At 72.7% G+C, this 20,593-nt stretch carries 24 protein-coding genes; 20 read left to right on the top strand and 4 right to left on the bottom strand.

Annotated features, from left to right (window positions below):
- Positions 1-123 precede the first annotated feature (123 nt).
- Together DV701_RS02585 and DV701_RS02590 are read left to right on the top strand one after the other, a co-directional pair.
- The gene (locus tag DV701_RS02585) at positions 124-921 is read left to right on the top strand and encodes an enoyl-CoA hydratase (RefSeq protein ID WP_114926945.1); all 798 of its coding nucleotides are present in this window, start codon (positions 124-126) and stop codon (positions 919-921) included.
- A gap of 32 nt (positions 922-953) precedes the next feature.
- Positions 954-1,613, top strand: a complete 660-nt coding sequence (locus DV701_RS02590; protein WP_114926946.1) for a class I SAM-dependent methyltransferase — start codon at positions 954-956, stop codon at positions 1,611-1,613.
- Between the two features lie 18 nt (positions 1,614-1,631).
- Here DV701_RS02590 and DV701_RS02595 read toward each other — a convergent pair whose 3' ends face one another.
- The 3 genes from DV701_RS02595 to DV701_RS02605 are packed head-to-tail and all read right to left on the bottom strand — an operon-like array spanning position 1,632 to position 3,381.
- Positions 1,632-2,249, bottom strand: a complete 618-nt coding sequence (locus DV701_RS02595; RefSeq protein ID WP_114926947.1) for a CueP family metal-binding protein — start codon at positions 2,247-2,249, stop codon at positions 1,632-1,634.
- Positions 2,250-2,288: 39 nt separating this feature from the next.
- Positions 2,289-2,996 carry a Crp/Fnr family transcriptional regulator gene (locus DV701_RS02600; RefSeq protein ID WP_114926948.1) on the bottom strand — a complete coding sequence of 236 codons (708 nt, stop codon included), beginning with the start codon at positions 2,994-2,996 and terminating at the stop codon, positions 2,289-2,291.
- Between the two features lie 10 nt (positions 2,997-3,006).
- A complete protein-coding gene (locus DV701_RS02605) occupies positions 3,007-3,381 on the bottom strand; it encodes a pyridoxamine 5'-phosphate oxidase family protein (protein ID WP_114926949.1) in 375 nt (124 codons plus the stop codon).
- 30 nt (positions 3,382-3,411) lie between these two features.
- On the opposite strand from DV701_RS02605, the gene DV701_RS02610 reads away from it, so the two are divergent.
- From DV701_RS02610 to DV701_RS02680, 15 genes are all read left to right on the top strand, one after another.
- Positions 3,412-4,008, top strand: a complete 597-nt coding sequence (locus DV701_RS02610) for a nucleotidyltransferase family protein (protein WP_114926950.1) — start codon at positions 3,412-3,414, stop codon at positions 4,006-4,008.
- Between the two features lie 43 nt (positions 4,009-4,051).
- Positions 4,052-4,933, top strand: coding sequence for an AAA family ATPase (locus DV701_RS02615; protein WP_114926951.1), 882 nt, complete (start codon positions 4,052-4,054; stop codon positions 4,931-4,933).
- 10 nt (positions 4,934-4,943) lie between these two features.
- Positions 4,944-6,101, top strand: a complete 1,158-nt coding sequence (locus DV701_RS02620; RefSeq protein WP_228255179.1) for a vWA domain-containing protein — start codon at positions 4,944-4,946, stop codon at positions 6,099-6,101.
- Between the two features lie 21 nt (positions 6,102-6,122).
- Positions 6,123-7,280: an XdhC family protein gene (locus DV701_RS02625; protein WP_114926952.1), complete on the top strand. Its 1,158-nt coding sequence runs from the start codon at positions 6,123-6,125 to the stop codon at positions 7,278-7,280.
- 123 nt (positions 7,281-7,403) lie between these two features.
- On the top strand, positions 7,404-9,833 hold the full coding sequence (locus DV701_RS02630; RefSeq protein WP_114926953.1) for a nitric-oxide reductase large subunit: 2,430 nt from the start codon (positions 7,404-7,406) through the stop codon (positions 9,831-9,833).
- Positions 9,830-10,489, top strand: a complete 660-nt coding sequence (locus DV701_RS02635) for a hypothetical protein (protein ID WP_114926954.1) — start codon at positions 9,830-9,832, stop codon at positions 10,487-10,489. Before DV701_RS02630 ends, DV701_RS02635 begins: the two co-directional genes overlap by 4 nt.
- Positions 10,486-11,307: a slipin family protein gene (locus tag DV701_RS02640; protein ID WP_114926955.1), complete on the top strand. Its 822-nt coding sequence runs from the start codon at positions 10,486-10,488 to the stop codon at positions 11,305-11,307. The genes DV701_RS02635 and DV701_RS02640 overlap by 4 nt, the downstream gene beginning before the upstream one ends.
- Entirely contained in the window at positions 11,291-11,650 is a 360-nt protein-coding gene (locus tag DV701_RS02645) for a hypothetical protein (RefSeq protein ID WP_202863610.1), read from the top strand. The genes DV701_RS02640 and DV701_RS02645 overlap by 17 nt, the downstream gene beginning before the upstream one ends.
- A 96-nt stretch (positions 11,651-11,746) precedes the next feature.
- Positions 11,747-12,232 (top strand): (2Fe-2S)-binding protein, encoded by a 486-nt coding sequence (locus DV701_RS02650; protein WP_114926957.1) that lies wholly within the window; start codon positions 11,747-11,749, stop codon positions 12,230-12,232.
- Positions 12,229-14,718 (top strand): xanthine dehydrogenase family protein molybdopterin-binding subunit, encoded by a 2,490-nt coding sequence (locus tag DV701_RS02655; RefSeq protein WP_114926958.1) that lies wholly within the window; start codon positions 12,229-12,231, stop codon positions 14,716-14,718. Before DV701_RS02650 ends, DV701_RS02655 begins: the two co-directional genes overlap by 4 nt.
- Positions 14,715-15,575, top strand: coding sequence for an FAD binding domain-containing protein (locus DV701_RS02660; protein WP_114926959.1), 861 nt, complete (start codon positions 14,715-14,717; stop codon positions 15,573-15,575). The genes DV701_RS02655 and DV701_RS02660 overlap by 4 nt, the downstream gene beginning before the upstream one ends.
- 3 nt (positions 15,576-15,578) lie before the next feature.
- A complete protein-coding gene (locus tag DV701_RS02665) occupies positions 15,579-16,040 on the top strand; it encodes an SRPBCC family protein (protein WP_228255180.1) in 462 nt (153 codons plus the stop codon).
- Entirely contained in the window at positions 16,027-16,302 is a 276-nt protein-coding gene (locus tag DV701_RS02670) for a hypothetical protein (RefSeq protein WP_228255181.1), read from the top strand. Before DV701_RS02665 ends, DV701_RS02670 begins: the two co-directional genes overlap by 14 nt.
- A gap of 70 nt (positions 16,303-16,372) precedes the next feature.
- Positions 16,373-17,719: a M20/M25/M40 family metallo-hydrolase gene (locus DV701_RS02675; protein ID WP_114926960.1), complete on the top strand. Its 1,347-nt coding sequence runs from the start codon at positions 16,373-16,375 to the stop codon at positions 17,717-17,719.
- An 84-nt stretch (positions 17,720-17,803) separates the two neighbouring features.
- Positions 17,804-18,088, top strand: coding sequence for a hypothetical protein (locus tag DV701_RS02680; RefSeq protein ID WP_162802757.1), 285 nt, complete (start codon positions 17,804-17,806; stop codon positions 18,086-18,088).
- Positions 18,089-18,090: 2 nt separating this feature from the next.
- Here the strand turns inward: DV701_RS02680 and DV701_RS02685 are convergent, their stop codons facing one another.
- A complete protein-coding gene (locus tag DV701_RS02685; protein ID WP_114930640.1) occupies positions 18,091-18,276 on the bottom strand; it encodes a DUF5703 family protein in 186 nt (61 codons plus the stop codon).
- A gap of 84 nt (positions 18,277-18,360) precedes the next feature.
- Here DV701_RS02685 and DV701_RS02690 point away from each other — a divergent pair, with 84 nt between their 5' ends.
- Genes DV701_RS02690 through DV701_RS02705 form a run of 3 tightly spaced genes read left to right on the top strand, consistent with a single transcriptional unit; the run spans position 18,361 to position 20,588 of the window.
- On the top strand, positions 18,361-18,774 hold the full coding sequence (locus DV701_RS02690) for a hypothetical protein (protein ID WP_202863611.1): 414 nt from the start codon (positions 18,361-18,363) through the stop codon (positions 18,772-18,774).
- A gap of 3 nt (positions 18,775-18,777) precedes the next feature.
- Complete coding sequence (locus DV701_RS02700; protein ID WP_114926962.1) at positions 18,778-19,830, top strand: LLM class F420-dependent oxidoreductase; 1,053 nt, start codon at positions 18,778-18,780, stop codon at positions 19,828-19,830.
- On the top strand, positions 19,830-20,588 hold the full coding sequence (locus DV701_RS02705; RefSeq protein ID WP_114926963.1) for an MSMEG_4193 family putative phosphomutase: 759 nt from the start codon (positions 19,830-19,832) through the stop codon (positions 20,586-20,588). Before DV701_RS02700 ends, DV701_RS02705 begins: the two co-directional genes overlap by 1 nt.
- The last annotated feature ends 5 nt before the right edge of the window (positions 20,589-20,593 follow it).

Consider the following 20,593-nt stretch of genomic DNA (forward strand, 5'->3'; position numbering starts at 1 on the left):
GCCGGGTGCTCCCGCACTAGCACCCAAGACCGGGGGCGGCGAAGGAGATCGGGCGCCTGACGCCGAGTCTGGACGATGCGTAGGCTGGCGGTCACCGCCAGGCCCGTCGAGAGGACCGCTCCGATGACCACCGTCGTCACCCACCCCACCGTCCTGACCGAGATCGATGTGGAGGAGCGCGTCGCGACGGTCACCCTCAACCGCCCGGAGAAGCGCAACGCGCTCTCCCTCGCGCTGATGACCGAGGTCGTGGAGGTGCTGCGCGAGATCGGGGCGCGCAAGGACGTCTCCGTGGTGATCCTCGCCGGCGCCGGCCCGGCGTTCAGCGCCGGCCACGACCTCGGCGAGATGACCGGCCGCAGCATGGAGGAGTACCGCGAGATCTTCGACCGGTGCTGCGAGCTGATGGAGACGGTGCAGTCGATCCCGCAGCCCGTCATCGCCCGGGTCCAGGGCATCGCCACCGCTGCGGGTTGCCAGCTCGCCGCCACCTGCGACCTGGTGGTCGCCGAGGAGGCGGCCCGCTTCGGGACGCCCGGGGTGAAGATCGGCCTGTTCTGCTCCACCCCGATGGTCGCGGTCAGCCGGGTCGTCGGCCAGAAGCGTGCGATGCAGCTGCTCCTCACCGGCGTCCCGATCGACGCCGCGACCGCCGCAGACTGGGGCCTGGTCAACGAGGTCGTCCCCGCCGACCGGCTCGAGGGGCGAACCCGCGAGCTGGCCCTGCAGATCGCCGCCGCCAGCTCGGTCGTGACCGGGATCGGCAAGGAGGCCTTCTACGCCCAGATCTCCCGCGACCAGCGGTCGGCCTATGAGTACACCAAGACGGTGATGACCATGAACGCGCTCGCGCCCGACGCCCAGGAGGGCATGTGTGCGTTCCTGGAGAAGCGCCAGCCCACCTGGTCCGACCGCACCTGAGGTCGTCGCGTCCGCCGGTCTAGTCTCGGGGCATGGACTGCTGTGGCAGCGGCTACGACGAGGTCTTCACCGAGCGGCAGGCCCGCTGGCTGCGGCGACGCTACGAGAAGCGCGGGCTCGGCGAACCCGGCCGCACCATGGTCGACCTCGTCGCGGCCCGCGGTCTGGACGGGGCCACCGTGCTCGAGATCGGCGGGGGAGTCGGTGAGCTGCACGTCGAGCTCCTGCGGCGCGGGGCCGCGCGGGCCAGCAGCGTCGAGCTCACCTCGTCCTGGGGGGCCGAGGCCCGGCGCCTGCTGCGTGACCACCAGCTGGAGGGCCGCGTGACGAGGGCCGTCGGCGACCTGGTCCAGGACCCCGGACTCGCCGGGGAGGCGGACGTCGTGGTGCTCAACCGGGTGGTCTGCTGCTACCCGGACGTCGTCTCTCTGCTCGCCGCCGCAGGCTCGCGCGCCGGGCGGACGCTCGCCTTCTCCTACCCGCCCCGCAACGCCGTCGTCCGCGTCGGGCTGGCGGTGGTCAACGGGTGGCAGCGGTTCAAGGGCCGGGACTACCGGGCCTTCGCGCACCCGCCCGGCATGATGCACGAGGTGCTGGAGCAGGCCGGCCTGCGCCCGGTGGTGCGCACCCGCAGCGGGGTGTGGACGGTGAGCGTGCTGGAGCGCGCGGACGCCCTCGAGCGGGCGGCCTGAGCCCTCAGCCCGCGACCCTCAGCGCGCCGGCGCCAGCTGCAGCGTCGTCAGGCAGGTGGGGCTGCCCGGCGTGGTGCTCAGCGGCACGCTGCCGGTGCCCCCGCCGGCGGACATCTCGACCGTGCCGCCCTGGACGCCCCGGGGCAGCCAGAACCCGGCGAAGCCGTTGGCGCCCGTGGTCACGGTCTGCTCCACGAGCACCTCACCGGTGCCGTCGGTGATGCGCACCTCGACGTCCTCGCCGGGCAGCTCGCCCTGGCAGCCCCCGAGCGCGTGGTAGAAGCAGTCGTGGGTGGTGCGCACGTAGGGCGCCACCGAGACGTAGAAGAGGTCGTCGGGGAGGGGCAGCGCGGTCTCGGTGCTCCCGTCGCCCACCACGAGGTGGTCCTCACGGACCGAGGCCTGCACCGTCAGCGGCCTGGTGCCGGGGTCGGACTCCAGCCGGTCCACGACCTCACGCCCGTCGGCACCCGCCAGGCCGAACGGCGCGAGCAGCGCCTCCACGTCCGCCGAGCTGGCGCTGGCCAGGGGGGCTGCACCTGCGGCACCGTCCGCCTCGGTCGCGGGCTGGGAGCAGCCGGTCAGGGCGAGCGCGAGGGCGAGGCCGAGCGCGGAGATCGTCAGAGGTGCACGCATGGGGCCATATTACTACGTGCTGTCGTTGCGCATGCCCGCTCAGTCCTCCCCGGCGAGCTCCAGCAACGCGTCCAGGTCGGTGATCGTGACGCGTCCACCCGGGCGCTGGGCGATGACGCCGGTGTCGGTCAGCCGGCGCAGCTGCCGGCTGAGCGACTCCGGCGTGGTGTCGAGCAGCGAGGCGATGTCCTTCTTGGCCAGGGGAAGGGTCACCGTGGGGCCGTCGCCGGTGTGCCGTGCGGGCAGCGAGACGAGGTAGGCGGCCAGCCGCGAGGAGACGTCGCCGCTGATGACGGACGCCAGCCGGGCCTCGGTCTCATCCAGCCGCCGGCTCACGCCCTGCAGCAGCCGCAGCCCGACGCTGGGGTGCTCGCGGAGCAGCCGGTCGAGGTCGGCGTGCCGGAAGACGCACATGCTGCCGGTCTCCATCGCCGTGGCGAAGTGGTCGGGGCGCGCCCCGCTGATGAACGCCGACTCGCCGGCGAAGTCCCCGGGACCCAGCACCCGCACGATCTGCTCGTGGCCGTCCGGGCTCACCCGGGAGATCTTGACCCGACCGGTGTGCACCACCATCAGCTGGGAGACGTCCGAGCCGGGGGCGTAGACCTGGTCGTCCTTGTCGACCCGCGTCGGCCTCGCCACCTGGGCCACCTCGACCTGCTCCTCGTGGGTCAGACCCTGGAAGAGCGGCACGCGGGCCACGCACAGGTCGTCCTGCGCGGCCATGGGCAGCTCGATCATCGTCATGGGGCCCCGGTCAGCCGATGGGGCGGCAGTCGTTGCCGCACTCGCTGTCGTGGTCCTCGTGGCCCGACCACGACGATGCGCGGTGGAGCACCGCGGTGCTCGGCGTGATCCGCAGCGCGCCGGCCTCGTCCAGCACGCCCTCGCCGTCCACGATGAGGGTGTAGCCGCCGCGCTCCCGCGGCGGCATCAGCACCGTCACCGCGGGCCGGTCGCCCACCGTCCGCCGCGCGGTCCTCCCGGGCTCTTCGAGGACGACGACGCCCTCCACGAGCTCGGGGAAGACCTCGGCCACGTGAGGGCGTGGCTCGCCGGCCGTCAGCAGGTATGCGGTGTCGTGGCGTCCGAGCGCCTCGCCGAGCGCCGTCAGGTCCACCGGGATGCTCATGGCCCCATCATGCCCGGCACACTGGGGGACATGCCTGCCACCCCCGACCCGCGCACCACCGGTCTGCTCCTCGCCGCAGGGGCCGGCCGCCGCTACGGCGGGCCCAAGGCGCTCGTGGTCGAGGACGGCGAGCCGTGGGTGGTGCGCACCGCCCGTGCCCTGCTCGACGGCGGCTGCGCCGACGTCCTCGTGGTCACCGGGGCGGACGCCGACCAGGTCGAGGAGCTGCTCGCCACCCACGAGGGCAGCAGGGTCGCCACCACCCGGTGCGGCACCTGGGAGGAAGGCATGGGCGAGTCGCTGCGCGCCGGCCTCACCGCCCTGGCCACCCGGGGCCGCGCGGTGCCGCTCCGTGTCCTCGTCCACCTGGTGGACCTGCCGGACGTCGGCGCCGACGTCGTCGCCCGCGTCCTCGCGTCCCGGGGAGGCGGCACCGACGACCTGGCCCGCGCGGCCTACGACGGGCGCCCCGGGCACCCGGTCCTGCTGGGCCGGGACCACTGGCAGCGCGCCCTGGCTGACGCCAGCGGGGACGCGGGCGCGCGCACCTACCTGAGGCGGGCCACGCCATACCTCGTCGAGTGCGGCGACCTGTCCACCGGACGGGACGTCGACACCAGGGAGTGACCGCCGGCCGGAGAACGCGGCGAGCGTGCGCCATACTCGCCCCATGCAGGCCGCCGACGTCTTCGCCAGCCCCCGGTCGCTCGCCGACGCCCTCGGGGGCACCGGCTACCTGGCCGACGACGGCCTGGCCACCGTGGCCTGGCTCGGCCGCAGGCTGGGCCGCCCGATCCTGCTCGAGGGGGAGCCGGGCACCGGCAAGACCGCGCTGGCCGAAGGGGTCGCCGAGCTGCTGGACGTGCCGGTGGTGCGGCTGCAGTGCTACGAGGGGATCGAGGCCAGCCAGGCCCTCTACGACTGGGACTTTCCCCGCCAGATCCTGCACCTGCGCGCGGTCGAGGCGGCTGGCGCGGGTGACGGACGCGACGTGGAGGCCGAGCTGTTCACCGACCGCTTCCTGCTGCCGCGTCCCATCCTGCGCGCCCTCCGGGAGCCGTGCGTGCTGCTCATCGACGAGGTCGACCGTGCCGACGACGAGTTCGAGGCATTCCTGCTCGAGGTGCTCTCCACCTGGTCGGTGACCATCCCCGAGCTCGGCACGGTCGCGGCGGCCGAGCCGCCCTTCACCGTGCTCACCTCCAACCGGACCCGCGAGCTGCACGACGCGCTCAAGCGCCGCTGCCTCTACCACTGGATCGACCACCCGGGGCTGGAGCGCGAGCTGGCGATCGTGCGCTCGCGGCTGCCCGGGGTCGACCAGGCGCTGGCGGCCCAGGTCGTCGAGGTGGTCCAGCGGCTGCGCGCCGAGGAGGACCTCGTCAAGACGCCCGGCGTCGCCGAGACCCTCGACTGGGCGCGGGCGCTGCAGGCGCTCGGCGTCAGCCGGCTCGACCCCGAGGTGGCGGCCAGCACCCTGGGCGCGGCCGTGAAGTACCGCGAGGACGCCGAGCGCGTCCGCGTCGCGCTCGACCGGATGCTCACCCCCTGACCGGTATGCCGTGAGCTCGCCCGTGCAGCAGCCGCACCAGGTCGACGGCTGGGACGCCGCCCAGACCCTGGGCGGCTTCGCGCGAGCCTGCCGGGCGGCGGGGATGCCGGTGACCGCGGACCGCGAGCGCACCTTCCTGTCCGCCTGCGCGGCGCTGGGCCTGGCCCGGCGCGACGACGTCTACTGGGCCGGACGGGCCACCCTCACCGCCTCGCCGGCCGACGTGGAGCCCTACGACCGGGTGTTCACCGGGTGGTTCGGGGGCCGGCCGATGCACGCCGTCAGCCAGCACGAGGTGGCCCGCTCCACCACCGTGCAGGCCGCGCTGGAGGAGTCGGCCCCGGGTGACGGGAAGGACGGCGGCTCCGAGGACGTGGTGCGTGCCGCCGCCTCCACCGAGGAGGTCCTGCGCCACCGGGACGTCGCCGGCCTGTCCCCCGCCGACCGGGCCGCGCTGCGCCGGCAGTTCGCCACGCTGCGCCCGCGCCCGCCGACCCGCCCGGCGCGCCGCCACGTGCCCGCCCACCACGGCACCGTGGACGGTCGCGCCACCGCCCGCCTGCACCTGCGCCACCTGGGGGAGCCGGCGCGGATCCGCTACCGCCGCCGGGGACGGCGCGCGCGGAAGGTGGTGCTGCTCGTGGACGTCAGCGGGTCGATGAGCGCCTACGCCGACGCGCTGCTGCGGCTGGCGCACGTCATGGTCCAGGCCGCGCCGCGCACCACGGAGGTCTTCACCGTCGGCACCCGGCTGACGCACGTCACGAGGGCCCTGCGCGAGCGGGACCCGGACCGGGCGCTGCTGGCCGCCGGCGAGGCCGTGCCCGACTGGTCGGGCGGCACCCGGCTGGGGGAGTCCGTCGGGGTCTTCCTGCGCCGCTTCGGCCGGCGCGGCATGGCGCGCGGCGCGGTCGTGGTGATCTTCAGCGACGGCTGGGAGCGGGAGCGACCCGAGCTCCTCGGCGAGCAGGTGCGGCGGCTGCGGACCCTGGCCCACAGGGTGGTCTGGGTGAACCCCCACCGGGGCAAGACCGGCTACCTGCCGGTGCAGGCCGGGATCGTGGCCTGCCTGCCGCACGTCGACGCGTTCGTCGCCGGTCATTCCCTGGCCGCCTTCGAGGAGGTCCTGGACGTCGTCGCCGGGGCTCAACGTCCTGGAGGGCCTTGACCCGCCGTGGGATGCTGAGGCATGCGTGACGTTCTTGATGAGCTCCTCGCCTGGTGGCGGGCCGGGGAGCAGGTGGCGCTGGGGACCGTGGTCGGCACCTGGTCCTCGGCGCCGCGGCAGCCGGGCGCCGCCATGGTCGTGGGCGTCGGGGGAGAGGCGGTGGGCTCGGTCTCCGGAGGGTGCGTGGAGGGCGCGGTCTACGAGCTGGGCGAGCAGGTCATCGGCTCGGGCGCGCCGGTGCTGCAGCGCTACGGCGTCTCCGACGACGAGGCGATGGGCGTGGGCCTGACCTGCGGCGGGATCCTGGACGTCTTCGTGGAGCGCGTCTCCCCGCAGGACTTCCCCGAGCTGGGCGAGATCGCCGAGGACATCGACGCGGGCCGGCCGGTCGCGGTGGCGACGGTCGTGGCGCACCCCGACGCCGCATACCTCGGGCGGCACCTGGTGATCCGTCCGGAGGGGGAGGAGCCGGCCGGGACGCTGGGCAGCGAGCGGATCGACCACTCGGTCGTCGACGACGCGCGGGGGATGCTCGCGCAGGGGCGGACCGGGACGATCGAGTACGGCCCCGAGGGCGAGAGGCGCGGCGAGGGGATGCGCGTCTTCGTCGCCTCCTACGCGCCCAAGCCACGGATGCTCGTCTTCGGCGCCATCGACTTCGCGGCGGCCGTGGCTCGGGTCGGCAGCTTCCTGGGCTACCACGTCACCGTGTGCGACGCACGACCCGTCTTCGCGACCCGCACCCGCTTCCCGCAGGCCGACGAGGTCGTGGTCACGTGGCCGCACCGCTACGTCGCCGAGGAGCTGGCGGCAGGGCGGCTCGACTCCCGCACCGTCGCCTGCGTCCTGACCCACGACCCGAAGTTCGACGTGCCCCTGCTGGAGATCCTGCTCGGCGAGGACGCGCCGGACCTGGCCTACATCGGTGCGATGGGATCCCGGCGCACCCACGAGGACCGGCTGGCCCGGCTGCGCGAGGCGGGACTGAGCGAGGACCACCTGGCCCGGCTGCGCAGCCCCATCGGGCTCGACCTCGGCGCGCGCACCCCGGAGGAGACGGCCGTGAGCATCGCGGCGGAGATCATCCAGGACCGCTGGGGCGGCGGCGGCGAACCGCTGACCACGACCCGGGGCCCGATCCACCGGCACGGCTGGGTGGAGGCCGCGCCGAGCATTTGAAGGGTCCCTGACCTGCTTTAAAAGGAGTACGAACATCGGGTAGCGAGGGTCTTCCGGCTGCGCTATGGTGCTTCCAGCCTTCATCCAGGCGGGTCCGGCCCGCACACGAGAACGGGGACGAGCATGGCGGTCGTCGACGAGCGTCAGGAGGTCCAGGAGGGCGGCCGAGCAGAGCTCCCGATCTCCAAGGGATGGGTCCAGGGCATCGCCCTGGTCTTCGTGTTCGGGTTCACGGTGATGGGCATCCTCGCCGCCCGCACCTACACCGACTCGATGCCGCAGCCGCAGACCGTGGTCAGCTCCTCGGGGGAGACCGTCTACACCTCCGAGGACATCACCTCGGGCCAGCAGATCTTCCTGCGGCGGGGCCTGCAGCAGTACGGCTCGGTGATGGGGCACGGCGGCTACCTCGGGCCGGACTTCACGGCCGAGTACCTGCGCCTGTCCAGCGACAACGTCGCCCAGCAGCTGACCGATGCCGGCGTCCAGGACCCGACGGCCGCCACCGTGGAGATGATGCGGACCAACCGCTACGACGCCGCGACCGGCACGCTGGTGCTGACGCCGGAGCAGGTCGTCGCCTTCGAGGACATCACGGCGCACTACGCGGCCTACCTCGGGGAGGACTCCACCAAGTACGGGTTCATCCCGCGGATGATCACCGACCCGCAGGAGATCCACGACATCACCGCCTTCTTCGGGTGGACGGCGTGGGCGGCGGCGGCCGAGCGCCCCGGGCACGACTACTCCTACACGAACAACTGGCCCCCCGAGACCCGTGTCGCCAACGCCCCGACCGCGGACATCCTCGTCTGGTCGGCGATGTCGCTGGTCGCCCTCCTCGCCGGCCTGGGCGCGCTCTTCGCCCTCTACGGGCGGTGGAGCCGCAAGATCGGCTGGCACGGGTCGGAGATGCCGTCGCTGGCCTTCCGGCAGCCGGGCGACGTGGAGATCACCCCCTCCCAGCGGGTGACCGCCTGGTTCTTCCTCGTCGTCGCCGTGCTCTTCGTCGTCCAGGCCATGCTCGGGGGCGCCGTCGAGCACTACCGCGCCGACCTGGCCAGCTTCTTCGGGTTCGACCTGGCGCGGATCCTGCCCTTCAACCTGGCCCGCACCTGGCACGTCCAGCTCTCCCTGCTCTGGACCGTCGGGTCGCTGCTGGCCGCCGGCATCTTCCTGGCGCCGATCATCTCCGGGCGCGAGCCCAGGAGGCAGTCCTGGCTCGCCGTCGCGCTGCTGGTGGCCCTGGCGATCGTGGTCGGCGGCACCATGGTGGGCACCGCGCTGAGCACCTTCGGCGTCTCGTGGGCCAAGGGCTCGATCTTCGCCGACCAGCAGTGGGAGTACCTCGACCTGCCCCGCTTCTGGCAGATCCTGCTCGTCATCGGACTGGTCCTGTGGTTCGTCATCATCTTCCGGGCGATCCGGTCCCGGCTGCGGACCGAGAGCAAGCTCAACATGCCGTGGCTGTTCTTCTACGCCGGCCTGGCGATCCCCGCCTTCTACGCAGTGGGCCTGCTGGCCGGCACCGAGACGCACCTGACGGTCGCCGAGTTCTGGCGGTTCTGGGTCGTCCACCTGTGGGTCGAGGACTTCCTGGAGCTGTTCACCACCGTCCAGGTCGCCTACATCTTCGTCATGCTCGGCGTGGTCCGGCGCAAGATCGCGATCCAGATCATCTTCCTCGACGTGATCCTCTACTCCGTCGGCGGCGTGCTGGGCACGATGCACCACCTGTACTTCTCCGGCACGCCGGTGGAGCACATGGCCCTCGGTGCGTTCTTCTCCGCGCTCGAGGTCATCCCGCTGACCTTCCTCACCGTCGAGGCCTGGACCTTCCTGCAGCTGGGGGCCCGTCAGGAGTCGCGCAGCAGCGCCCCGTTCCCGCACCGGTGGGCCGTCATGTTCCTGGTGGCCGTCGGGTTCTGGAACTTCGTGGGCGCGGGCATCTTCGGCTTCCTCATCAACCTGCCGATCGTCTCCTACTTCCAGATCGGCACGGCGCTGACGGCCAACCACGCGCACGGCTCGATGATGGGCGTATACGGCATGCTCGCCGTCGGCCTGGCGCTGTTCGCGCTGCGCTACATCATCCCGCCCGGCCGCTGGCCGGAGAGGTGGGCCAGGTTCTCCTTCTGGGCACTCAACATCGGGCTCGCCTGGATGGTCTTCGCCACCCTGCTGCCGCTCGGCGTCGTGCAGCTGTGGTCCTCGGTCAACGACGGCTACTACGAGGCCCGCACGCTGGGCTACATCTCCCAGCCGGGCAACGCGGTGCTGGAGTGGATGCGGATGCCCGGCGACGTCGTCCTCATCCTCGGGGCGCTGGCCTTTTTGTGGATCGCGTGGATCGGGGTGCGGTACGCCCTGCCGGCCACGACCCACACGATGGAGCCCGAGACGCTCTTCGTCATCGAGACCGAGGAGGCCCGGCACGACCGCACCGGCCTGGGCGTCGACCCCGGCGAGGTCGTCGTCCCCAGCCGCTACGCCTCCGACCGCCGCAGTGCGCAGCCCGGGCCGCAGGACGGACCGGGGGGCGGGCGGCCGTGACCGGCACCGTCGGGGTGATGGCGTGGCTCGCGGCCGGCTACTCGCTGGTCCTGCTGCTGGTGGCCTACGGCATCGACGTCATGGCCAGGCGCGCCTCGCGCAAGGTCGAGGAGACCGCGGCCGGCGGCTTCGTCTACCACGAGGACCACGACGCCTGGCTGTGCCCGGAGGACCAGTGGCTCTGGCCGCAGTCCTTCGACCCGGAGAACCGGGTGATGCGCTACCGGGGCAGCCCGAGCATCTGCAACTCCTGCCCGGTGAAGGACACCTGCACCAGCTCCAGCGACGGGCGGGAGGTGCGCCGCCAGGTGGACAGCTGGCCGGCCTCGGAGACCGCGCGCTTCCACCGCGGGATCGCCTGCGCGGTCACGGTGCTGGCGGTGAGCTGGCCGGTCGCGACCGCGCTCACCCGGGCGGACTGGGTCGAGACCGCGCTGCTGCTCGGGGTGGCCCTGCTCGTCGCCGCGGGCTCGCTGCCGCTGTGGTCGCACCTGCGGCGCAGCCCCGCCGACCCCGCCGGCGCCTTCGTCCCGGTGCGCACCCTGGACGAGAACGTCCTGGAGCGCAGCCAGGCGGCACAGACCCACACGCGACGGCGCACCACATACGCCTCCGACCGCCGGGTGCCCGACCGCGGACGGGAGGCCGGCCGATGAGCCCCAAGACCTGGGTGGTGCTCGCCTTCGTCCTCGTCCTCCTGGTGCTCCTCGTCGGCACCTCGCTGCGGATCCTCAAGGAGTACGAGCGTGGCGTGGCCTTCCGGCTCGGCCGGCTGCGCGGGCCGCTCGGCCCCGGGATCGTCGTGATCCTCCCGTGGGTGGACAAGCTGGTGCGGGTCGACCTGCGCGTGGTCACCCTGACGATCCCTCCCCAGGAGGTGATCACCCGCGACAACGTCACCGCGAGGGTCAACGCCGTCGTGCTGTTCAGGGTGCTGGACCCCGTGCGCTCGGTGATGAGCGTGGAGAACCACGCGGTGGCGACCTCGCAGATCGCGCAGACCACCCTGCGCTCCGTGGTCGGCCGCGCCGACCTGGACACCCTGCTCGCCCACCGGGACGACCTCAACGAGGACCTGGCCGCCTCGATCGCACGGCAGACCGAGCCGTGGGGCGTGCAGGTCGAGGTCGTCGAGCTCAAGGACGTGGAGATCCCCGAGATGATGCAGCGGGCCATGGCCAGGGAGGCCGAGGCCGAGCGGGAGCGCCGGGCCAAGGTCATCAGCGCGCGCGGCGAGCTGCAGGCCTCAGCCGAGCTGAGGGACGCCGCCATCACGCTCAGCGAGAGCCCGGCCTCGCTCCAGCTGCGCTACCTGCAGACGCTGCTGGAGCTGGGTGCGGACCAGAACTCCACGGTCGTCTTCCCGCTGCCGATGGACATCGTCCGGCCGTTCCTGGACACGGTGGCGGCCTCCCACGACGGACACCGCTCATCCTCCTCACGAAGGGTGGTCCACGATGACCCCGAACTCTGACGTCGACCGGCCCGCCGCCGACCCCGCCGGCCCAGCTGCCCCGCCTCCCGAGGCGGACTCGCCCCTGGAGCCGGGACGACCGGTGGTGCTGGTCCCCACCCCGCCGGGCTTCTGGCCGCTGCTGCTCGGCGTGGCGCTGGCCGCGCTCGCACCCCTGCTCGGCTTCCTCTGGGGCGGGGCCCTCGGGCCCGGCCAGGACGAGCAGGCGCTCAGCCCCATCTACCTCGGTCTGTTCATCGGTGTCCTCGTCGGCAGCCTGGGCGTGGTCCTTGCGCTGTGGGGCGGGGTGAAGCTCTACCGGCACAACCGGTCCGTCGACCCGGACACCGGTCGGACCGACTGAGCACGAGGGCCCCCGCGAAGGGCCCTTGCGGTCGCGCCCAGGACAGGCAAAGATGCCGAGGGACAAGGATGTCCCCTTTTCCCGTGGAGGAAGACGATGACGCGCATCTCCGTGAAGGTCGACGGCGTGACGTACGACGACGAGGTCGAGCCCCGCACGCTGCTCGTGCACTACCTGCGAGAACAGCTGGGCAAGACGGGCACGCTCGTGGGCTGCGACACCAGCAACTGCGGTGCCTGCACCGTCCACCTGGACGGCCGCAGCGTGAAGTCCTGCAACGTCCTGGCGGTCCAGGCCGACGGCCACGAGGTGACGACCATCGAAGGCCTGTCGAACCCCGCGGGCGGGGCGCTCTCACCGGTGCAGGAGGCCTTCGGGCAGTGCCACGCGCTCCAGTGCGGCTTCTGCACGCCGGGCATGATCATGCAGGCCACCGACCTGCTCCGGGAGAACCCCGACCCGACCGAGGATGAGGTGCGCGTCGGCATGGAGGGCAACCTGTGCCGGTGCACCGGCTACCACAACATCGTCCGCGCGGTCCTGCAGGCCGCCGGGACCAGCTCGGTGGGTGAGCAGGCATGAGCACCAGCACCGAGGTGGTCGCCGAGCAGCAGCACGGCCGCGAGGTCGGCCGGGACCGCAGGCGCAAGGAGGACCGGCACCTGGTGACCGGACGCAGCAGGTTCACCGACAACATCGTCCTGCCGGGCATGCTGCACGTGGCGACGGTGCGCAGCCCCTACGCCCACGCCCGCATCACCGGGATCGACACCAGCGCGGCCCGGGAGTCCGCGGGCGTGGTCCTGGTCCTCACCGGCGAGGACGTCAAGGACCAGCAGGGCTCGCTGCCCAACGCCTGGCCCGTCACCCCCGAGCAGAAGGCCCCGCCGCACCCCGCGATCGCGGTGGACCGGGTGGCCTTCTCCGGCGAGGTCGTCGCCGTCGTCGTGGCCCGCACGCCCGCGGCGGCCAGGGACGCCGCCGAGCTGGTCGACGTGGACTACGAGGAGCTCGAGCCCGTCGTCGACCTCAAGGCGGCCGCCGCCGACGAGCGGCTCGCGCACCCCGACCTGGGGACGAACCAGTCCGCGCTGTGGATCTTCGACTCCGCCGAGGCCGGCACCGGCAGCGACGTCGAGGACGCGATCCGCGACGCCGAGGTGCTCGTCGAGCGCGAGTTCCGCCAGCAGCGCCTCATCCCCGCCTACATGGAGCCGCGCAGCGTCGTCGTCGACCCCACCGGCGAGCAGTTCACCATGTGGTCGGCCACCCAGATCCCGCACATCCTGCGGCTGATGCTGGCCCTGACCCTCGATATGCCCGAGTCCAAGATCCGGGTCATCGCCCCGGACGTGGGCGGCGGCTTCGGCGGCAAGCTGCAGGTCACCCCCGAGGAGGTCATCACCTTCCTCGCGGCCCGCGCCACCGGCAAGCCGTGCAAGTGGACCGAGACCCGCAGCGAGTCCCTGCTCTCGAGCCACCACGGCCGCGACCAGTGGCAGAAGCTCACGCTCGCCGCCAGGAAGGACGGCACGGTCACCGGCCTGAAGGTGCACCTGACCGCCAACATGGGCGCCTACCTGGGCCTGGTCACCTCCGGCGTGCCGATCCTGGGCGCGTTCATGTACAACGCGATCTACAAGTTCCCGGCCTACCGGTTCGAGTGCCAGAACGTCTTCACCAACCTCACCTGGACCGACGCCTACCGCGGCGCCGGCCGGCCGGAGGCGACGTTCGCGATCGAACGGATGATGGACGAGCTGGCCACCGAGCTCGGGCGCGACCCTCTGGAGATCCGCGAGCAGAACTGGATCAAGCACGAGGAGTTCCCGTTCACCACGGTCGCCGGCCTGGAGTACGACACCGGCAACTACGAGGCCGCCACCGCGCGGGCGGTCGAGCTGTTCGGGTATGAGGAGCTGCGGGCCGAGCAGGCGCGTCGCCGCGAGAGCGGGGACCGGGTCCAGCTGGGGATCGGCGTGTCCACCTTCACCGAGATGTGCGGGCTGGCGCCCAGCCGGGTGCTGGGCTCGCTGTCCTACGGCGCCGGCGGCTGGGAGCACGCCGCGGTGCGGATGCTGCCCTCGGGCAAGGTCGAGGTCATCACCGGGGTGTCCCCGCACGGCCAGGGTCACGTCACGTCCTGGAGCCAGATCGTCGCCGACGAGCTGGGCGTTCCCTTCGAGGACGTGGAGGTGCTGCACGGCGACACCCAGATCAGCCACAAGGGCCTGGACACCTACGGCTCCCGCTCCCTGGTGGTCGGCGGCCAGGCCGTGGTCAAGGCGGCGCGCAAGGTGGTCGAGAAGGCGAGGCCGCTCGCGGCGCACGTGCTGGAGGCCAACGTCGACGACCTCGAGTACGGCGAGGGCCGGTTCACCGTCCGCGGTGCGGGCGAGGGCCAGGAGGGCGTGGCTCTGACCGACCTCGCGCTGAGGGTCTTCGCGGCGCACGACCTGCCCGACGGCATGGAGCCCAGCCTGGACGCCGACGCGACCTACGACCCGGTCAACTTCTCCTACCCGCACGGCACCCACCTGTGCGCGATGGAGATCGACACCGAGACCGGCGAGTCGACGATGCGGTCCTACGTCTGCGTCGACGACGTCGGCAACGTCGTCAACCCGCTGCTGGTCGACGGCCAGGTCCACGGCGGCCTGGTCCAGGGCATCGCGCAGGCGCTGTGGGAGGGCGCGGTCCACGACGACCAGGGCACCCTGGTGACCGGCTCGTTCGTCGACTACACCCTGCCCACGTCGGCCGACACGATCAGCTTCGTGACCGACCGCACCGTCACCCCGTCGACCACCAACGACCTCGGTGCCAAGGGTGTCGGGGAGGCCGGCACGATCGCCTCGACCCCGGCCGTGGTCAACGCGGTCCTGGACGCGCTGCGCCAGTACGGCGTGAGCGACATCCGGATGCCGATGACGCCCGAGCGGGTGTGGCGGGCGATCCAGGAGGGTGGCGCGGGCGGCACCGCGCCACCGGCGGAGGGGGCGCAGCCCCACTTCGAGGCCGACGAGCCCAACCAGGACACCCCCGAGACCGAAGGCGGCCAGGCATGATCCCCGCACAGTTCGACTACGCCGCGCCCGCCACCGTCCAGGAGGCTCTGGCCCTGCTCTCCGAGCACGGGGACGAGGCCAAGGTCCTGGCCGGGGGCCAGTCGCTGCTCCCCGTCCTGCGGATGCGGCTGAACGCGCCGGGCATCGTGGTGGACATCTCCGGCATCGAGGAGCTCAAGGAGATCACGGATCAGGGCGAGGCGATCCGCATCGGCGCGGGCGCCACCTACGCCGACATCCTCGCCTCCCCGCTGGTCCAGGAGCACCTGGGCCTGCTGCACAAGGCCGTCGCCGAGGTCGCCGACCCCCAGATCCGCCACCGCGGCACGGTCTGCGGGGCGCTCGCGCACAGCGACCCCGCCGGCGACGTCGGTGCCCCGGTGCTGGCGCTGGACGCCACCATGGAGGTGCAGAGCCGCGGCGTGGTCGGGCCGCGCCAGGTGCCCGCCGCCGACTTCTTCGTCGACCTCTTCGAGACCGCGATCGGCGACGGCGAGCTGCTGACCGCGGTCACGATCCCCAAGCACACCGGCTGGGGCAGCCACTACGAGAAGTTCGTCCGGGTCTCCCACCAGTGGGCCATCATCGGCGTCGCCGCCTGCGTGCGCGCCGAGGGCGGCACGATCGCCGAGGCCAAGGTCGGCCTGACCAACATGGGTTCGGTGCCGCTGCGCGCGACCGCCGTGGAGCAGGCGCTCGTCGGGCTGGCCGCCACGCAGGAGGCCCTCGCCGAGGTCTGCTCCCGGGCCGGCGAGGGCACCGACCCGCCCTCCGACCTCAACGGGCAGGCCGACTACCGGCGCCACCTGGCCGGGGTCCTGACCCGACGGGCCGTGCTCGCGGCGGCGGGAGGCTGACGGATGGCGATGCAGCTGGAGCACAGCTTCACCGTCCCTGCGCCGCCGGACCGCACCTGGGCCCTGCTCACCGACCTGGAGACCGTCGGCGGATGCTTCCCCGGGGCCACGGTGACCGAGGCCGACGAGGAGACCTTCGCCGGCAACGTCAAGGTCAAGCTGGGACCCATCGCGGTGACCTACCAGGGCACCGGCAAGTTCCTCGAGCGCGACGACGCGGCCCACCGGGCGGTGATCGAGGGTACGGGCAAGGGCCTGCGCGGCCTGGGCAACGCCGGGGCCACCGTCACCATGCAGCTGGCGCCCGACGGCACCGGCACGCGCGTCGACGTCGGTACCGAGCTGTCCATCACCGGCAAGCCGGCACAGTTCGGCCGCGGCGTCATGCAGACCGTCTCGGACAGGCTGCTCGGCAAGTTCGTCGAGTGCGTGGAGTCCAAGCTCGGCGTCGGTGGCGGAGCCTGAGGTGAGCCTCGGCGGAGCCGGCGCGGGCTGGCAGCGGGCCCGTTCGCGCTGCACGACCTGCGGCGCGGAGGGCCTGCTCGACGAGGGCTACCTGGAGGACACCGGCCAGGGCGCCAGGGGCTACGTGCGCTGGGTCCGGGGCGCGCGGGACACCAGCGCCTTCGGCGGGTTCTCCACCATGGGCAACCAGCGCCTGCTCGTGCGCGCGTTCCGCTGCCGGGAGTGCAACCACCTGGAGCTCTTCGCCGAGCCCAACGAGTGAGACGGCGCCCGGACCGACGCCCCGCCAGAGGCCCGGTCCGCGCCTCGCCCCGACGTCCTAGAGTGGCGACATGACGACCTCCCAGGACCCGGACCGCATGACCACGACAGTCGAGGACGAGGCCGTCCGGATCTGCAAGGAGCTGATCCGGATCGACACCTCCAACTACGGTGACGGGAGCGGGCCGGGGGAGCGGGAGGCGGCCGACTACGTCATGGGCCTGCTGCAGGAGGTCGGCCTCGACCCGCAGCTGACCGAGTCCGACCCCGGCCGGGCCAGCGTGGTCGTGCGCACCGAGGGCCGGGACAGCTCGCGCGGCGGGCTGGTCCTGCACGGACACCTCGACGTCGTTCCTGCGGAGGCCTCCGACTGGTCGGTGGACCCGTTCGCCGCCGAGGAGAGGGACGGACTGATCTGGGGCCGCGGCGCGGTGGACATGAAGGACATGGACGCCATGCTCCTGGCCAACCTGCGCCAGCTCGCCCGCTCGGGGGAGAAGCCCCCGCGCGACATCGTCTGGGCCTTCTTCGCCGACGAGGAGGCCGGCGGCACCAAGGGGGCGGGCCACGTCGTCGCCGAGCACCCGGAGTGGTTCGAGGGCTGCACGGAGGCGATCAGCGAGGTCGGAGGCTTCTCCATCACCCTGCCTGACGCCGCGACCGGCGCCCCCACCCGGGCCTACCTTCTCCAGACCGCGGAGAAGGGCATCGCCTGGCTGCGTCTGCGCGCCCGTGGCCGCGCCGGCCACGGGTCGGTGCCCAACGACCAGAACGCGATCGTCCGCCTGGCGGAGGCGATCGCCAGGATCGATGCGCACACGTGGCCGCGCACCTACATCGCCTCGGTGCGCGAGCTCTTCGACGGCGTCGCACGGATCGTGGGCGGAAGCTGGTCCGAGGAGCGCATCGAGGACATGCTCGGCCGGCTCGGCGGGGCACGGCGCTTCGTGGAAGGCACCCTGCAGGACACCTCCAACTTCTCCATGCTGGACTCCGGCTACAAGCACAACGTCGTCCCCCAGTCGGCGACGGCCTCCCTGGACTGCCGATTCCTTCCCGGCCACGAGGAGGAGCTGATGTCCACGATCCGCGAGCTGGCCGGCGAGCACGTGGAGGTCGAGGTGGTCCACCGGGACATCGCCCTGGAGGCGCCCTCCTCCGGCGAGCTGGTGGAGTCGATGAAGCGGGCCCTGCTCAAGGAGGACCCCGGCGCCCACGTCCTGCCCTACTGCCTGTCCGGCGGCACCGACAACAAGCACCTCTCGCGCCTGGGTATCACCGGTTACGGCTTCGCTCCGCTGCAGCTGCCCGACGACCTCGACTTCACCGGCATGTTCCACGGCGTCGACGAGCGCGTGCCCGTCGAGGCGGTCCGGTTCGGCACCCGCGTCCTGGGCCAGCTTGTCGCCGACTGCTAGGCCGGGCCCATGGCCACCGGCGCAACCCGTCGACCGGGAGACCGGACCGGCCCCACCGGGGCTGGACCACGCTAGGGTGCTCGCATGACTCGTTGCGCGCAGTGCGGACGTCTGCACCGTCGGGGCGGCTCGACCGTGTCCGGCCGGCGCCTGTGCCGGGGCTGCTACCGCGACCTGGCCGCGCTGACCGGAGCCGGAGTGTCGCTGTCCTCCGGCGGCGGGGTGAGGGACGCCGTGGTCACCGGGCTGGGGACCCGCAACTACGCCGGGGCCTTCAGCGGCGAGGCGCAGGCCGCGCGTCAGCGGCGGGAGAAGCTGGACCGGACGACCGGTTTCTGGCGCCGCCTCGTGGTGCGCGTCGTCGGCTGAGGTCAGGCGGTGCGGCGGACCCGGATGATCTTGCGCCGCAGCGTGACCCGGCGCAGACCGCCCCAGAACAGCGTGACCCTGACCAGCTCCCAGTGCTCGTACTCGGCGGCCTCGGTGAGCGCCTGCCGCACCGCCGACCTGCTGGTGTCTCGGGGGAAGCGCATCTCGCGGAACTCGTACTCGACCATCGTGACCGACAGCATAGGCAGAGACCGGAAGCGCCTGTGCACGACGTGCACCGCGGGTCGTCGATTCGCGCTACCGTCAGCACCATGACCGCTGATCCGCGCGCCGCCCTGTCCGCCCTCGTCGCCGCACTCGAGACCCACCTGGAGACCGCAGCGGTCAGCCGTGGAGAGGACGACCCCTCGGTGATCGAGGCCTACGAACGCGTGGCCGAGGCCTTCACCGCCTACGACGACGCCCTCATGGACGCCTACGGCGAGGTCACTCCGCTGGAGGTCTACGACGAGGACCTCGTGGACGACGACGAGTACGACTACGACGATGACGACGACGATGACGACGACGACGAGGACGACGACGACGACGACGACGACGACGATGGCGACGAGGACGACGACGACGGGGGTGGGGACCTCGACGAGGACGACGACGACTCCGGCTCGCGGTACCTCGGCCTGGACGACGAGCAGTTCGACCTCGACGACCGTCCCCGGGGCTGAGCGGTGAGGCTCGGGCTCTACTGCGGCTTCTGGGGGCAGGGCCGGGACGAGGAGAACCTCGCCCTCGCCCTGCGGGCGGACGAGCTGGGGGTGGACGTGGTCTGGGCCGCCGAGGCCTACGGCCCCGACTGCATCAGCGTCCTTTCCTGGATCGGCGCGCGGACCCAGCGGATCGGCCTGGGGGCGGGGGTCATGCAGATCCCGGCCCGCACGCCCGCGGCGACCGCCATGGCCGCGGCCGGCCTGGACAGCCTCTCCGGCGGTCGGTTCCGCCTCGGGCTGGGCGTCAGCGGTCCCCAGGTGTCCGAGGGCTGGCACGGGGTGCGCTTCGCCAGGCCGCTGGGCCGCACCCGCGAGTACGTCGACATCGTGCGCACGGCGCTGGCGCACCAGCCGGTCGTCTACGAGGGCGAGCACTTCACCCTGCCGCTGCCCGACGGTCCGGGCAAGGCGCTGCGGCTGACCAGCTCCCACCGGCGGCACATCCCCATCTACCTCGCGGCGGTCGGCCCGAAGAACCTCGAGCTGGCCGGCGAGGTCGCGGAGGGCTGGCTCGGCGTGTTCGTCGCCCCGGACTACTTCGGCGAGCAGCGCGAGCGCATCGAGGCCGGCCTGGCGCGTCGCCCGGAGGGCACCGCCCCGGCAGTGTTCGACACCAGCGCCACCGTCGCCACCGCCGTCGGGGACGACCTGGAGGCCTGCGCCCGCGTGGTCAGCCCCTACCCGGCGCTCTACGTCGGCGGCATGGGCAGCCGCGAGCAGAACTTCTACAACCAGCTCGCCTGCCGGATGGGCTACGAGAAGGAGGCCGCGCGCGTCCAGGAGCTCTACCTGGACCGCAGGTACGCCGAGGCAGCGGCAGCGCTCCCGCCGCAGTTCGTCGACGACACCTCCCTGCTCGGCGACCTGGACCGGGTCACCGAGCGGATGCGCCGCTACGCCGACGCCGGGATCACCACCCTGAACGTCGCGCCCTGGGGCAAGGACGAGGCCTCCCGGATGGAGGCCCTCGAGATGGCGGTGGAGGCGCACCGGCGCCTCACGGACGGAGCCTGATGGCGATCTGCCTGCTCCTCAGGCACGGCCGGACCAGCGCCAACGCTGACGGTGTGCTCGCCGGGTGGACCCCCGGCACTGCCCTGGACGAGACGGGTATCGAGCAGGCGCGGCGCGTCGGCTCCCGGCTGCGGAGCACCGGCGTCGTCGCCGTGGTCTCCAGCCCGCTGCAGCGCTGCCTGCAGACCGCCGCCGAGGTCCTCGCCGCCCTCGCCGGCACCGACGGCGCCCCACCCGCGCAGGAGGTCGAGCAGGACCTCGGCGAGGCCCGTTACGGGGCATGGACCGGCCGCCCGCTGAAGGAGCTGGCGAAGGAGCCGCTGTGGCGCCAGGTCCAGGACGCGCCCTCGGCCGTCGTCTTCCCGGCCCACCCCGACCACGAGCACGAGGGTATGGCGCAGATGCAGGCCCGCGCGGTCGCCGCGGTCCGCGACTGGGACCGTCGCGTCGAGGAACGGCACGGGCCGGGCGCGGTATGGGTGGCGGTCAGCCACGGCGACGTCATCAAGGCGGTGCTCGCCGACGCGCTGGCGACCCCTCTGGACGAGTTCCAGCGCATCGTGGTCGACCCCGCCTCGGTCAGCATCGTGCACCGGACCGAGCGACGGCCCTTCGTGCTGCGCACCAACGACACCGGCAGCGAGCCCGTGGACCTGTCCGCCCTCGTCGCCAGGCTCGTCTCGGAGGACGGCGGCAGCGGTGACGCCGACGTCGGCGGCGGGGCCGGTGGCGCCGGCACGGTCGCGGGACAGCCGTAGGGTAG

Source organism: Ornithinimicrobium avium (assembly GCF_003351765.1).
Lineage (GTDB): Bacteria > Actinomycetota > Actinomycetes > Actinomycetales > Dermatophilaceae > Ornithinicoccus > Ornithinicoccus avius.

Bases quoted from the DNA above. Each gene is read 5' to 3' on its own strand.
- DV701_RS02585 (WP_114926945.1), top strand. From the start codon at position 124: ATGACCACCGTCGTCACCCACCCCACCGTCCTGACCGAGATCGATGTG.
- DV701_RS02590 (WP_114926946.1), top strand. From the start codon at position 954: ATGGACTGCTGTGGCAGCGGCTACGACGAGGTCTTCACCGAGCGGCAG.
- DV701_RS02595 (WP_114926947.1), bottom strand. From the start codon at position 2,249: ATGCGTGCACCTCTGACGATCTCCGCGCTCGGCCTCGCCCTCGCGCTC.
- DV701_RS02600 (WP_114926948.1), bottom strand. From the start codon at position 2,996: ATGACGATGATCGAGCTGCCCATGGCCGCGCAGGACGACCTGTGCGTG.
- DV701_RS02605 (WP_114926949.1), bottom strand. From the start codon at position 3,381: ATGAGCATCCCGGTGGACCTGACGGCGCTCGGCGAGGCGCTCGGACGC.
- DV701_RS02610 (WP_114926950.1), top strand. From the start codon at position 3,412: ATGCCTGCCACCCCCGACCCGCGCACCACCGGTCTGCTCCTCGCCGCA.
- DV701_RS02615 (WP_114926951.1), top strand. From the start codon at position 4,052: ATGCAGGCCGCCGACGTCTTCGCCAGCCCCCGGTCGCTCGCCGACGCC.
- DV701_RS02625 (WP_114926952.1), top strand. From the start codon at position 6,123: ATGCGTGACGTTCTTGATGAGCTCCTCGCCTGGTGGCGGGCCGGGGAG.
- DV701_RS02630 (WP_114926953.1), top strand. From the start codon at position 7,404: ATGGCGGTCGTCGACGAGCGTCAGGAGGTCCAGGAGGGCGGCCGAGCA.
- DV701_RS02640 (WP_114926955.1), top strand. From the start codon at position 10,486: ATGAGCCCCAAGACCTGGGTGGTGCTCGCCTTCGTCCTCGTCCTCCTG.
- DV701_RS02645 (WP_202863610.1), top strand. From the start codon at position 11,291: ATGACCCCGAACTCTGACGTCGACCGGCCCGCCGCCGACCCCGCCGGC.
- DV701_RS02650 (WP_114926957.1), top strand. From the start codon at position 11,747: ATGACGCGCATCTCCGTGAAGGTCGACGGCGTGACGTACGACGACGAG.
- DV701_RS02655 (WP_114926958.1), top strand. From the start codon at position 12,229: ATGAGCACCAGCACCGAGGTGGTCGCCGAGCAGCAGCACGGCCGCGAG.
- DV701_RS02660 (WP_114926959.1), top strand. From the start codon at position 14,715: ATGATCCCCGCACAGTTCGACTACGCCGCGCCCGCCACCGTCCAGGAG.
- DV701_RS02665 (WP_228255180.1), top strand. From the start codon at position 15,579: ATGGCGATGCAGCTGGAGCACAGCTTCACCGTCCCTGCGCCGCCGGAC.
- DV701_RS02675 (WP_114926960.1), top strand. From the start codon at position 16,373: ATGACGACCTCCCAGGACCCGGACCGCATGACCACGACAGTCGAGGAC.
- DV701_RS02680 (WP_162802757.1), top strand. From the start codon at position 17,804: ATGACTCGTTGCGCGCAGTGCGGACGTCTGCACCGTCGGGGCGGCTCG.
- DV701_RS02685 (WP_114930640.1), bottom strand. From the start codon at position 18,276: ATGGTCGAGTACGAGTTCCGCGAGATGCGCTTCCCCCGAGACACCAGC.
- DV701_RS02690 (WP_202863611.1), top strand. From the start codon at position 18,361: ATGACCGCTGATCCGCGCGCCGCCCTGTCCGCCCTCGTCGCCGCACTC.
- DV701_RS02705 (WP_114926963.1), top strand. From the start codon at position 19,830: ATGGCGATCTGCCTGCTCCTCAGGCACGGCCGGACCAGCGCCAACGCT.